Source organism: Moorena bouillonii PNG, from assembly GCF_001942495.1.
GTDB classification, from domain to species: domain Bacteria; phylum Cyanobacteriota; class Cyanobacteriia; order Cyanobacteriales; family Coleofasciculaceae; genus Moorena; species Moorena bouillonii.
Window position 1 is genome coordinate 3,442,701 of sequence record NZ_MKZS01000001.1, and the last position, 12,721, is coordinate 3,455,421.

11 protein-coding genes are annotated in these 12,721 nt (G+C 43.7%); 7 read left to right on the top strand and 4 right to left on the bottom strand.

All coding sequences use genetic code 11. From position 1 onward, the window contains the following. Positions 1 to 316: 316 nt before the first annotated feature. The gene (locus tag BJP37_RS14045; protein ID WP_075899614.1) at positions 317 to 2,392 is read right to left on the bottom strand and encodes a dynamin family protein; all 2,076 of its coding nucleotides are present in this window, start codon (positions 2,390 to 2,392) and stop codon (positions 317 to 319) included. Positions 2,393 to 2,639: 247 nt separating this feature from the next. Continuing rightward, positions 2,640 to 2,960 carry a hypothetical protein gene (locus tag BJP37_RS14050; protein WP_075899616.1) on the bottom strand — a complete coding sequence of 107 codons (321 nt, stop codon included), beginning with the start codon at positions 2,958 to 2,960 and terminating at the stop codon, positions 2,640 to 2,642. 339 nt (positions 2,961 to 3,299) lie between these two features. Between BJP37_RS14050 and rsmH the strand changes: the two genes are divergently transcribed. Further along, positions 3,300 to 4,214 carry a 16S rRNA (cytosine(1402)-N(4))-methyltransferase RsmH gene (gene rsmH, locus BJP37_RS14055; RefSeq protein ID WP_075899618.1) on the top strand — a complete coding sequence of 305 codons (915 nt, stop codon included), beginning with the start codon at positions 3,300 to 3,302 and terminating at the stop codon, positions 4,212 to 4,214. A gap of 5 nt (positions 4,215 to 4,219) precedes the next feature. On the opposite strand, the gene BJP37_RS14060 is transcribed toward rsmH, so the two are convergent. After that, the gene (locus tag BJP37_RS14060; RefSeq protein ID WP_075899620.1) at positions 4,220 to 5,755 is read right to left on the bottom strand and encodes a cytochrome P450; all 1,536 of its coding nucleotides are present in this window, start codon (positions 5,753 to 5,755) and stop codon (positions 4,220 to 4,222) included. A gap of 88 nt (positions 5,756 to 5,843) precedes the next feature. On the opposite strand from BJP37_RS14060, the gene mraW reads away from it, so the two are divergent. From mraW to BJP37_RS14075, 3 genes are all read left to right on the top strand, one after another. Further along, positions 5,844 to 6,185: a 16S rRNA (cytosine(1402)-N(4))-methyltransferase gene (mraW, locus tag BJP37_RS45020; protein ID WP_075899622.1), complete on the top strand. Its 342-nt coding sequence runs from the start codon at positions 5,844 to 5,846 to the stop codon at positions 6,183 to 6,185. 249 nt (positions 6,186 to 6,434) lie between these two features. Continuing rightward, positions 6,435 to 7,763, top strand: a complete 1,329-nt coding sequence (locus BJP37_RS14070; RefSeq protein WP_075899624.1) for an AAA family ATPase — start codon at positions 6,435 to 6,437, stop codon at positions 7,761 to 7,763. A 16-nt stretch (positions 7,764 to 7,779) separates the two neighbouring features. Continuing rightward, positions 7,780 to 9,984, top strand: coding sequence for a tetratricopeptide repeat protein (locus BJP37_RS14075; protein WP_229415309.1), 2,205 nt, complete (start codon positions 7,780 to 7,782; stop codon positions 9,982 to 9,984). Positions 9,985 to 10,168: 184 nt separating this feature from the next. On the opposite strand, the gene BJP37_RS43555 is transcribed toward BJP37_RS14075, so the two are convergent. Then, positions 10,169 to 10,294 (bottom strand): hypothetical protein, encoded by a 126-nt coding sequence (locus tag BJP37_RS43555; protein ID WP_269087002.1) that lies wholly within the window; start codon positions 10,292 to 10,294, stop codon positions 10,169 to 10,171. A 266-nt stretch (positions 10,295 to 10,560) separates the two neighbouring features. Between BJP37_RS43555 and BJP37_RS36535 the strand changes: the two genes are divergently transcribed. The 3 genes from BJP37_RS36535 to BJP37_RS14085 all read left to right on the top strand — a co-directional run bounded on the left by BJP37_RS36535 (position 10,561) and on the right by BJP37_RS14085 (position 12,543). Then, on the top strand, positions 10,561 to 10,764 hold the full coding sequence (locus BJP37_RS36535) for a hypothetical protein (protein WP_143727612.1): 204 nt from the start codon (positions 10,561 to 10,563) through the stop codon (positions 10,762 to 10,764). 629 nt (positions 10,765 to 11,393) lie between these two features. Continuing rightward, positions 11,394 to 11,858 (top strand): pentapeptide repeat-containing protein, encoded by a 465-nt coding sequence (locus tag BJP37_RS14080; protein ID WP_075899626.1) that lies wholly within the window; start codon positions 11,394 to 11,396, stop codon positions 11,856 to 11,858. 19 nt (positions 11,859 to 11,877) lie between these two features. Continuing rightward, positions 11,878 to 12,543 carry a molybdenum cofactor guanylyltransferase gene (locus BJP37_RS14085; protein WP_075906085.1) on the top strand — a complete coding sequence of 222 codons (666 nt, stop codon included), beginning with the start codon at positions 11,878 to 11,880 and terminating at the stop codon, positions 12,541 to 12,543. Positions 12,544 to 12,721 lie beyond the last annotated feature (178 nt).

Consider the following 12,721-nt stretch of genomic DNA (forward strand, 5'->3'; position numbering starts at 1 on the left):
TGCTTCTACATCCTAGTCTCTATCACCGTTTCGACTACTTTTGCCTAATGGATAGCTTTTTTAAGGGGGGTTAGGGGGGATCTATATACCTAATTATAAAGGTGACATGCTCCTACTCCCGACTCCCGACTTAGGGGAGCATGTAACTTTTGTTAATCTCTGATTTAGATCCCCCGTTTCCCTTAATAAGGGGGACTTTTTAATCTAATTCCCCCCTTTTTTAAGGGGGGTTAGGGGGGATCTATATACCTAATTATAAAGGTGACATGCTCCTACTCCCGACTCCCGACTCCCGACTCCCTACTCCCTTCAATGTTTACATTGGAGCTGCTAGCAAGTAGCCATAAACGGATTCAATACCATTAACTTTAGACAAAACCTCAGCATCCAAACTTCTCAGACGCTTTAACTCAGTCTCGCGATTGACTTGATTAGACTCTTTTTGCTCTACCAAATTATCCAACTCATCCTTCCGGGATTTAATGTCATCATTTAATCGTTTAATTACCTCCCGTTCATAATCATCAAAACATTCGTTGACGGCATCATGAATTGATTGCCATTGCTCCTCAGCCAACTGGGGCAAATATTTCACCAACTCTTTCTTAGTAGCTTGAATTAATTCCTTGCGAGCTTGATCGGCTTGGAAAGCGCCAACGCCTAGACCCATCAGTGCCAAACCTATTGGTCCTAGAAATGTTCCTGTAAAAATCAATAAAAAGCCACTAATTCCCAAGACTGCAAACCAATTGACCAGAATATTTTTCCAATCAAAGCCAGCACCAGCTAGAAACACACCAGCAACATTACCTGAAGCCAAGGATAAAAATCCCATCGCCCAACTGGCCCAGGTTGGTGAAGTTTCTGCTGAATCCATAGTGGTATTCGTGTAAACCTTTTTACCAATTAACTTTTCAGTCATCGCATCAGCTATCTTACCATAGATGGCACCATAATTAGCGGCACTCCTAGCTAGTTCTAAAAACGCTTCACTTATGTCTCGCTCAGCGGTGACTTCCCAAGCCGATATCTTTTCGTTAATGTACCGTTCAAAGGCTCGCTTAAATGCTGCATTAAACTCATCCCGTTTCCCCTGTTGCAGGAAATCCAGAAAGCCTAAATCTGGCTGATAGCGGACAAAGTCCGATTCAAAGGTATTACCTAAATTCAAAATATAGTCCCGAAAGGAATTAGCGACAGCTTTTGCTGTACGGTTACGGGTAATTCGGATTTCTTCCTGAAATTGATCGCGAATTTCGGTCAGTTTCTCAAATTCTGGTGCGACTTCGCTAATCTGCTGTTTCAACTGAGTAACATCCTGATCCAGCAATGGAATCCGTCGTTCAATCGCTTCATGGACATGGTTATAGACTTGCTGAGCTAGGATTTTAGCTTGGCGCATTTCTGCGATCGCACGTTCTTTGGTTAAAAATGAATTAAGTGCTGCCATCAATTCAGGAAATCCCGTTCCTTCAAGAGAATCCTCGGAATTTTTAACCCGCCGACGCAAGGCCATCAATGAAGAAATTTCAAAGACTCGTTTCTGATAAGTCTGTGCCTCTAGCTGAAAATAATCCATCAGGTTAGCTTGAAACACTTGACGGACTTTTTCCTCAGCTGCTGCTAGTTCTTCCGAGTCTTCTGGGTCAATCAATCCCTTACGAATCTCATCCCAAGCATTAATTAAAAAGAAAACTGTTAATCCCCGACCTTTAAGATAATTTTCGATATAACGACGTTCTTCTAGAGTACAGGGCTGAGTTGCTTTGAGGACAAACAGGATAGCGTGACAATTATTAATGTAACTGAGGGATAACTGATTGCGCGCTTCCGTATCATTTAGTCCTGGACTATCTACAATTTCAATCCCTTTTTCTAGCAAAGGTAAGGGATACTCCACTACAGCATGACTAACATTGGGAAAGGCTAGCTTTTGCTCTTGTTGTAGTCGCTTGGCTTCATCGGGGTCGATGGTATAGCGATGCTTAAAACTTTCTAAATCAATTTCTTGGGGTAGTGTCTCATCATTAAAGTACACTGTAACTTTCTTTTGAGCACCATAGCGTAAGACCGTCAGCAAGGCTGTACAAGGATTGACATCACTGGGCAGTAATTTCTCACCAATTAAGGCATTGAGAAATGTACTTTTTCCCCGCTTCATATCCCCTAATACTAGTAGTCGGAATCGCCCCTGCTGTAAATTTTTACTGACTTTATAAATATCTTCAATATCTCTATCTAAGCCTAACTTACCGGAATTATGCTCCCCTGCGGATTCCGATTGCTCAAGAGTGTTCTTGATTTGATTTAAATTAGTGGCAATTTCAGCACGAACTCTGGCAACGCGATCGAGGTCATGGAGAAAATTTGTGGTTTCGATTTTAGTACTCATATTTATTTTGCTTTTAGCTAATTAATGGTTTTAAAGGGAGTAGGGAGTAGGGAGTAGGGAGTAGGGAGTAGGGAACAGGGAACAGGGAACAGGGAACAAAAATTATCACAATTAATTTATAATCCCTAGAATATACTTTATAATAAATAATTATAAAGTTTTATGATATTCTGGAATTAGTTACTGTTTAAATATTTTAGGATTTGGAATTAATTCATTTAACCTTATTGCCTTTTTGTTTTGTTATTCAATTGTCATCTTTCCAGAAAATTTCGTACCCTAACCAGGCAATTCCTCCAACCATAATTACTAGAGCAAGCCAATAAGCGACTCTAATGGTGATAACAACAGCAATAACAACGGCTAAGAATTTACCGATTCTAGCTAGCTTTCTACCCCACTTTTTTAGTTTACCTTCAGGTTTTTCATGCTTCTGGGTTTGATGCACTTGTGGTTCTTGCTTATAGATTTCAGCTTCGATTTCCCGCAGTCTAATCTCTCGCTCCCGTTGCTGGAGTTCTCGTTCTCGAAGCTCAAGGTCTTTAGGTTTTTCTTCTTTGGAATTCATCAGATTTTCCTTAGTTGACTGCAAATTTACTGCTTGACTGACAAATCTAGTCTGATGCTTCTGTCATGGCTTGACAGTACCCACAGGGGTACCTTTATGATTGGTCATTAGCTACTATAGCAATTCTAAATTGATTTAATATAGGTCATAAGTATGATCAAGGCTATAGTTGTTAGTAAAACCTCCTTTCAATATACTGCTGAGTAAGACTTGTGACTGTTCACAACTAGAGAGGTTACAGTTGAAAGGTTACAGTTATAGATTTCCCGGAGAATTTGGTGTGATTAACAGCAGAAGGTCTAATATCCTCAGGATTTACATTAGGATTGTTTGAATCACATGGAAAATGAACCATTACAGGCAAATACAACACCCTTTTTCCATGTGTCCGTATTGAGTCAGGAATTAATTGAGGGACTAGCTATCTGCCCTGGTGGTCATTACTTAGATGCCACTGTTGGTGGTGGTGGACACACTGAGTTAATTTTAGCAGCAGCACCGGATGTGGAGGTTACAGCTATTGACCGGGATGCTAATGCGATCGCAGCAGCCAAGACCAGGTTAGCCAGTTATGGCGGAAGAGTTCACTTCTGGCATGGAAATTTTGCGGAGTATCAGTCTAATGATAGGGTATTTGATGGTATTATTGCTGATTTAGGCGTCAGTTCAGCTCAGCTAGATTTACCAGAGCGAGGCTTTAGTTTTCGCCATACTGCTGAGTTAGATATGCGGATGGACCAAAGCCAGTCTCTGACGGCAAAGGATGTTATTAATCATTGGGGTGAGGTACGGCTAGCGGATGCTTTTTATAAGTATGGGGAAGAACGGTTATCCCGGCGGATGGCACGGCGGATTGTCGAGAAGCGTCCGTTTCAGACAACCACTGAATTAGCCAATGCGATCGCATCTTGTGTTCCCCCGAAATACCGCTATGGCAGGATTCACCCAGCGACTCGGGTGTTTCAAGCCCTACGGATTGTGGTCAACCAGGAACTTGAGAGCCTCGAAAGCTTTCTCGACATTGCCCCCCATTGGCTGAAACCAGGAGGAAGACTTGGAATTATCAGTTTTCACAGCTTGGAAGACCGGATTGTTAAGCACAAATTCCGGGAGTTGTCAACGAATTGCTCACTATTGCGAGTGCTAACTAAAAAGCCAACTGTAGCACAAGCTGAAGAAATCCAGCATAATCCTCGTGCTCGCTCTGCTAAACTCAGATTCGCAGAGCGACTAGAGCTGAGCATTCAAGACTAACAAGTCTAAGCTATGGATTTAGTTCTCGAAACAAAACGAATCGGCATGCGATCGCGGGGAAATACTGTCAAATACTGATTAACATCTTCTAGAGAATCTCGGCCATTTACGAGTTCCCAGTTAAAATGACGGAGGAGTAAAGACAACATCACCGTTGCTTCTAAAAGTGCTAGAGATGCGCCTAAACAAAAATGAGATCCTCGGGAAAATCCAAACAGGAGGGGGAGTGGCTGTTGGTCAGTTTCCTTTTGCAGCCATCGTTCTGGACGAAATTCTTCCGGTTTTGGAAACATCTCAGGATCCTGTCCCGCAGCCCAGAAAAAAGGTTCGACGCCTACATTTTTTGGCATCTTGACCCCATCCAATTCTGTCTCTTGGGTCGTGACTAGGGGGATTCCGGTGGCCACTGGATGGAGTCGTAATGTTTCCTTGACCACAGCTTCTATATAGTCTAAATGTTTCAAAGTAGAAAGATTTAGCTCCCCTTCCTTCTCCCAGGCTTCATCCACAACCTGTTGTGCGGCCTGAAAGACTCCAGGATTAAGCCCCAATTCGCCGACTGCAAAGGACATGGTATGAGCCGTAGTGTCATGACCTGCAAAGATCAAGGCTCGGGTCTCGGCCATCAGGGAGTCTTGGTCATGCTGGGGGTTTTTAGCAAATTGAACCAACATCGAATCCCGAAATGACGAACTGACTGATGGGGATTGGGCCTCAGAAGCCCTGGCCACTTGCAACGCCATCGCGACCCGAGCTTTTAAATTCTGTTGTAAATAATCTTGAGCCTGTCGGTATTCTCGGCCTTCTGAGGTAGGGAGAAACTTAAACCATCGACTGCGACCTGCGGTCTGCAAAAGTACATGTTTTTCGAGGACTGCAAGAGCTGCATACAGGCGCTTGGCATCGAAGGGGGGTTCCCCTGGAAAGTTTGAGGTTTTATCAAAGGTAACACCTAGGAAAAAGTAGGCAATGATATTCATGGTCAAGTCCACAAATAAGGGATCAACTTGAACCTCTTTGCCTGTTTGAGCCGAGCTTTGAAGTTGTGTGATGACTTGCTGACACCCCTCACGGATGAGATCGAACTTTTGAGTGAATTGACTGGCTCGGAAAGCTGGTGCTGCGGTTTGGCGACGCCACTTCCAGGCTTCACCAACCTGGTTTCCGAGATGTACGCCAAACACATCTTTGTAGGCGTGATAAAAGGATGGACTGCGAGTAAATATCCCCTGAGTTTGCCCCTCTGTCAAAATGCTTTCAATCAGTTGGGGCTTTGCCACCATCACCATCGGTCTGGTGAAGATCCGTAGCGAAATCATGGAGCCGTATTGCTGCATCCATCGAAAGATTGTCAGAGAATAGGTTCCTTGTTTTGCAGCGGCAAGAAGTTCCATGGCGTTACCTGTGAGCCATTTCCCCTTGGGTGATGGAAGGCCATATACCGAGCTCAAAGCTAGCTGGCGTTGTTGCCAACGCCACAGGAGAAGGCTGATGCCTGTTCCTACAAGAAAAGCTAAAATTGCCCATGAATGCTCGAACATGCTCAACATTCTCCTGACATTAACACTGCTAGCTAAATTCTACTACCAACCAAAGTCCCTCATATTCAGACAAGCAGTAAGTTAGGGAATGCGATTGGCCTTGGCCTTTGGGCCACGCTACGCGAATGGCCACGCTACGCGATTGGCCTTGGCCTTTGGGCCACGCTACGCGAATGGCCACGCTACGCGATCGCATCTTATGTTCCCCCTAAATTTGGAAGACCGGATTGTTAAGCACAAATTTCGATATTTGTCAACGAATTGCTCACTATTGCGAGTGCTAACTAAAAAGCCAACTGTAGCACAAGCTGACGAAATCCAGCATAACCCTCGTGCTCGCTCCGCAGCACTCAACACTGACCCACTCAGCCCTAGTTGTCGGGAATCGGGAATCGGGAATCGGGAATCGGGAATCGGGAAGAAGAATTGAGGCAAACAGTATCATAAAAGCGATACAGCGACCTAGCGTTGTCATCGGATTACACCATCTCTCCACTCCCTCCAGTTAAACTACTACTGATACTAAAGATCTGGCACGAGTACAAAAAAACTTAATAACGGACGTGATAACAATCAATTTCAGTACTGAAAGCGTCAAATATTATCACTTCTCCCTGCTCCCTACTCCCTACTCCCTACTCCCTACTCCCTATTCCCTATTCCCTATTCCCTTCCCTCTATGACTGATTTACTGGAAAACCTCTACAATGCCTTTGACCCCTCCCAACCCTTACCCGCAGGAGACCCGGTTTATGTCGATTGTCGGGAAGTGCGGGGGGATGGAGAGATCCAAGTAGATTTAGGGAAAGAGATGTTGCTTTCTAAGCGAGAGACCTATCATTTATATGGAGGTCATCGGGGGGCAGGAAAATCTACAGAATTGTTCCGATTGAAACAATATTTGGAACAAAATAACTTCTATGTGGTGTATTTTGCCGCAGATGAAGAAGATGTGGACTCCGAAGATACTCAATATACCGATATTCTGCTGGCCTGTACTCGCCATTTACTCGAAGACCTCAAGGATAGTGCTAATCCCAGGCCGTTGCTGAACTGGCTGGAAAGCCGCTGGCAAGAGTTAAGAGATTTGGCCCTGACTGAATTAGCATTTGATGGACTCAGTGCAGAAGCAAAAATTTCTCAGTATGGCAAGCTAACGGCTAATTTAAGAGCTGTACCAACCTTGCGTCAACAGATTCGACAGAAAATTAATCCCCACACGGTTACTCTACTAAAGGCGTTGAATCAGTTTATTACAGAAGCCAAACAGAACTTACCCGCTGGATGTACTAAATTAGCAGTGATTGCGGATAATTTAGACCGGATTGTCCCAGTTATCCAAGAGAGTAACCAAACTAATCATGAAGAAATTTTTTTAGATCGTAGTGAACAATTAAAAGGATTAAAGTGCCATATTGTCTACACAGTTCCGATTTCAATGCTGTACTCCAAGCGAACTAATGATTTGCGAGATATTTATGGTGATGCCCAGGTGTTACCGATGATTATGGTACGCACTAAAGAGGGTAACCTCTATCAGCCTGGATTCAATAAAGTTAAAGAAGTGATTAGCAAGCGAGTCGGCCAATTTGCTCCCACTCGCTCCCTAGAAACCGATATATTTGAAAGTCCAGAAGCCTTAGAGCGCTTGTGTCTGATCAGTGGAGGTCATGTGCGGAATTTGCTATTATTAATCCAAACCGCCATTGCTCGCACCGAAACCTTACCGATTTCCCTCAGAGCAGTGCAACGAGCCATTACTGATGCACGAGATACCTATCGCCGAACGGTTCAGGATGGACAGTGGTCGATTTTAGCCGATGTTTACCGCTCCAAGCAGATACACAATAATAACCAGTATCGTCAGTTATTATTCAATCGCTGTTTGTTAGAGTATCAATACTTCGATGACGAAGGAGAAAGACAGTGTTGGTACGATGTTCATCCCCTGATTAAAGGGATTAAGCAATTTCAAGACGCCTATGCTCAACTAGACTCACAGCCGTAAGATAGCCAAAAGGCAGGTGGGTAAATCTCCCTATCTCCCCACACTCTTCCCCCGACTCCCGACTCCCGACTCCCGACTCCCTATTCCCTACTCCCTACTCCCTGCTCCCTTACAACTAATGGTCAACTTTACAGATGCGGACGAAGATTTACCCCCAGCAAGTCCAGAAGAAGAATACCAAGACTTACTCCGTGCCGTCCGACGCCGTAGAGGTTTCGGATTATTATTTGTTCGTTGTTCTCCCGCAGAAGCAGAGAAGTTGGTTAAGCAGGTTAAGCAGGATTTGCCTCATAAAACAATAGAGGTGTTGCGCTTCGAGGAACCCATTGATAATTTATACGGCATTGTTCAGGATCGCCCCGACTGTCAGGACATCAAGGTTTTATTTATCCAAGGTCTAGAATACTCGTTTTATAAGTATGAAGAGACGAAACGTCAGCAGGGATGGGATAGCGAAGCAATTTATTCCTATAGTTGGAAAGGGGTTCCTCAAATTTTAAATCATCTCAACCAACACAGAGAACGGTTTCGAGATGATTTTAAGATTTGTTTTGTGTTTCTATTACGGCCATTTTCCCTGAATTACTTTATCCACCGTGCTCCCGACTTTTTTGACTGGCGTTCTGGTCTGTTTGACTTTCCTAGCAAATCAGAGGAGTGTCAACAAGAAGACTGTCAGAATCAGTCTTTGAATCCTGAAGAACGAAATAAAAAAATTATCGCTATTCAAGAACGCCTGGAAGCAGACCATCAAACTCCTGAGGAGCAAGCCGATTTACTAGTTGAACTAGGAATGCTACTGGTTGCTGCCCAAGAGTATGAAGACGCGATCGCTAACTTTGACCAAGCTTTGGAATTTAAACCCGATGATCACCAAGTTTGGTACAGTCGGGGGGTTGCCCTATCGATATTAGGGCGTTTGGAAGCAGGGATTGATTCCTATGACCAAGCTTTGAAAATTAAACCGGATCTCTACCAAGCTTGGTACAAATGGGGGATTTCCCTATGGGATTTAGGAAATTTAGAAGCAGCGATTGATTCGTTTTACCAAGCTGTGAAAATTAAACCGGATTACCACCAAGCTTGGTACAAGCGAGGGGTTTCCCTAAGGAAATTAGGACAAAACAAAGCAGCCATCGATTCCTATGACCAAGCTTTGAAATTTAAACCTGATGACCACCTAGCTTGGAACAATCGGGCGGTTGCCCTATCGAAATTAGGACGAAACGAAGAAGCGATTGAATCCTATGACAAAGCTGTGAAAATTAAATCTGATGACCACCTAGCTTGGTACAATCGGGGGAATTTATTATCGTATTTAGGATGTTGCGAAGCAGCGATTGATTCGTTTAACCAAGCTTTGAAATTTAAACCTGATTTCCACTTAGCTTTTAACAACCGGGGGATTGTCTTATGGGCTTTAGAACGAAAAGAAGCAGCGATTGATTCGTTTAACCAAGCTTTGAAATTTAAACCTGATGATCACCTAGCTTGGAATAACCGAGGTAATGCTTTATCGAGTTTAGGAAGAAATGAAGAAGCCATTGATTCCTATAACCAAGCTTTGAAAATTAAACCGAATTACCACAAAGCTTGGGACAAACGGGAAAGTGCCCTAGGGAAATTAGGACGAAACAAAGCAGCGTTTGATTCCTATGACCAAGCTTTGAAAATTAAACCTGATGACTACGAAACTTGGGATAACCGGGGGAATTACCTATCGGATTTAGGAGATTTGGAAGCAGCACTTTATTCCTATGACAAAGCTTTGAAAATTAAACCTGATGACCACGAAGCTTGGAACAACCGGGGGAATGCACTATCGGATTTAGGACGAAATGAAGAAGCCATCAATTCCTATGACAAAGCTTTGAAAATTAAACCTGATTACCACCTAGCTTGGAATAACTGTGGGAATGCCCTATCGAAATTAGGACGAAACGAAGCAGCGATTAAATCCTATGACCAAGCTTTGAAAATTAAACCCAATTTCCACCAAGCTTGGTACAACAAAGCTTGCTTTTATGCCTTACAAGGAAATGTAGACTTAGCCCTTGATAACTTGCAACAGGCAATTACTCTCAATCCTGAAGAATATCGAGAGATGGCAAAAACTGACTCAGATTTTGACACCATTCGCTCAGATCAGCGGTTTCAGGCGTTGATTAATATCAACTCGGGAATCGGGAATCGGGAGTCGGGAATCGGGAACAGAGAATAGGGAATAGGGAATAGGGAAAAAATTCTGTATACCTCATTACTATAAGAAACGCTATAGCAATAGGTGTAATGGTGTTGACAACTTCAAGGAATGAAACATCGCTAATACCAATTGTAAACTATACTCTTGCTCCCCATCTCCCCATCTCCCCATCTCCCCATCTCCCCACACCCGACGCTATCGCTTATTCCAATTGCCGTTCCGAGGGTGTTATGGTGTCCATCAACCCTTCAAAGGTACCAGAATTGACGATCAAATACAACAATCCAGCAAACACTAGAAGAGCTAAAAGCATGGAACAACCGCGCATATAGTTCTCCTCCTTTAATTTCTGAGCACTATTAGGATTATTCCACAAGGTTGTTACCTTAGCGGACAGGCAATTACCGTAAAAGCAACAACCCTGCGGGGTTAAAAGCAGCGGGGTTAAATAGGTCTAAACCTCAGATTTTCCGCTACTGAATTAATTGTAATTAATTATGGTCATCAAATACCATTTTTGTATCAATTTTTCATTAACTGTGTAACGAAGTGTGAAAACCTAAGCATTCAGCCGTCAGCTATCAGCTAAAGGCCTTGGCCTATGGCCACGCTACGCGAATGGCCACGCTACGCGAACAGCTATCAGCGTCGAAGTCTGTGCCAAGCTGTTCGCCTAGCGTGCGCGTAGCACATATGCTTACATCTCAGTTCCCTGGCCTTTTGGCCTTTTGGCCACGCTACGCGAACGGCCACGCTACGCGAATGCCCAAGGGAGGAATTCATAGTCTTTGGCTTTGAGTCCGTTGAACTCGTCAGCCGAATAGCTTGTTTTAAGCTGACAGCTAACAGCTGACAGCTGTTCGGTGTAGCGTGCGCGTAGCGCATATACTTACTGGTGAACTTCAGCTCAGGGCAGACTAATTCACGCCAACAGTATCATCAAAATAATTTGCCCTGAGGTATATTAGAACACATAAAAATAGTTTTTCAAGAAGTATATTAGATAGTATATTTACAGTCTGAATGACATAATTTTTGACAAATCGATTATGATTGCTATATTAGCGGTTTCACAAAATACTTAATTTTAATAATTTATTAATTAAATCTTTACATTATGGTAATTGGTGAAACCAGATAGGGCTATAAAAGATAGTGTAACTAGTTAATCACTAAATAGTTAACCAGTAATTAGTTAACACTAAACTAAATAGTTAAATTTTTAATCTACGACATATAGTCTAAAAAATCAGCAATATGTCGTAAAAATTAGCAATTTTGAAAAGATAGGCTGGTTTTTAATTAAAATTTGAGTTAATTTAATTCGGCAATAAATCTGATTGATCAACCAAAGCCGTTGATGCGATCACAGTGGTGGGTATTTCATAGTTGTATTACTGTATTTCAGAGTGTATTTCGAGTAGTAAATGGAATTCCTTGAACTAATGAAGGGTGTTTCTCTAGAGCCAACTGACAATTCACTTAGAATTGACCTGAAGGATGCCAACTTAAGGGGTGCTGACCTCAGGGGTGTTGACTTAAGGGGTGCTGACTTAAGCAGAGCTGACCTAAGTGATGCCAATCTCAACGGTGCCCTGCTCAACGGAGCTGATTTGAGTCGTGCCTACCTCAGATGTGCAGATCTCAGTGATGCTAACCTGAGTGATGCCAACTTGATGGGTACTTATCTGAGTCGTACTGACCTCAGTCGTGCTAACCTAAGTGGTGCCAACCTGAGTAATGCCAACCTAATTGGTAGTCGAGTAGAGAGTACTCAGTTTGGAGATAACTTAGGAATTTCTAAGGATCTCAAGCATGACCTAAACCGACGAGGGGCAATCTTTTTTGAGGAGTCTCCGAGTCTACGTTCTGGAATGCTTGCCTGTTCGTGACCAAGCCATGGGCAGCGCTATGCCAAATACTAATTACCACTTAGCTCTCTCAGGGATTGTCCTTGCAGGAGGGCTAAGCTCTCGTATGGGTAGGGATAAAGCTTTAATTCCAGTCGAGGGTGTCCCCTTACTGCGCAGAGTCTGTGATGTTGCCCTCAGCTGTATTGGTGAAGCCTCGGGTAAAGTCTCGGGTCAAGTCTATATAGTCACTCCCTGGCCAGAACGATACGTGGATATCTTACCTGAGACTTGTCGTTTCGTTCGGGAAGTGCCCTTACCAGAAGAGAGCACACCTCATGGTCCTTTGGTAGGATTTGCTCAAGGATTAGCTCATGTTGAAACAGATTGGGTACTGTTACTTGCTTGTGATTTACCCCAATTAAACGCTGAGGTTGTGCAAGGTTGGGTCAAGCAGTTGCAGCAGACTCGGGACAATGGGATTGACCAAAGGTCACCCTACGGGATAGCACTATTGCCACGGAACCCCAAGGGCTGGGAACCCCTGTGCGGCTTTTACCGACGCCAGTGTCTACCGAGCCTGACTGAGTTTATCAATCAAGGGGGACGGTCATTTCAGCGTTGGTTGGCCCAGCATCCAGTACAGGAGTTGCTAGTCAGTGACACTAGGCCATTTTTTAACTGCAATACCCCTGCTGACCTAGAACAGTTGGAAATACAGAATTAAGGGGTGCGGATAAAACTGGAAGTTCCTAGTTGTTTGATAGCAATTCTCTTTCCCATGAGGTACAAAGCGATGCAGCGCGGTCTTGGGGGTTCCCCCCATGAGCGACTGCATCAAGAAGGGATGGTTAGAGTCGATGCGGGGTATTGTCCCCGGCACCTCTCCTTCAGAACCGGACGTG

Coding starts and splice junctions, on each gene's coding strand:
- BJP37_RS14045 (WP_075899614.1), bottom strand. CDS start 2,392: ATGAGTACTAAAATCGAAACCACAAATTTTCTCCATGACCTCGATCGC.
- BJP37_RS14050 (WP_075899616.1), bottom strand. CDS start 2,960: ATGAATTCCAAAGAAGAAAAACCTAAAGACCTTGAGCTTCGAGAACGA.
- rsmH (WP_075899618.1), top strand. CDS start 3,300: ATGGAAAATGAACCATTACAGGCAAATACAACACCCTTTTTCCATGTG.
- BJP37_RS14060 (WP_075899620.1), bottom strand. CDS start 5,755: ATGTTCGAGCATTCATGGGCAATTTTAGCTTTTCTTGTAGGAACAGGC.
- mraW (WP_075899622.1), top strand. CDS start 5,844: ATGCGATTGGCCTTGGCCTTTGGGCCACGCTACGCGAATGGCCACGCT.
- BJP37_RS14070 (WP_075899624.1), top strand. CDS start 6,435: ATGACTGATTTACTGGAAAACCTCTACAATGCCTTTGACCCCTCCCAA.
- BJP37_RS43555 (WP_269087002.1), bottom strand. CDS start 10,294: ATGCGCGGTTGTTCCATGCTTTTAGCTCTTCTAGTGTTTGCTGGATTG.
- BJP37_RS14080 (WP_075899626.1), top strand. CDS start 11,394: ATGGAATTCCTTGAACTAATGAAGGGTGTTTCTCTAGAGCCAACTGAC.
- BJP37_RS14085 (WP_075906085.1), top strand. CDS start 11,878: ATGCCAAATACTAATTACCACTTAGCTCTCTCAGGGATTGTCCTTGCA.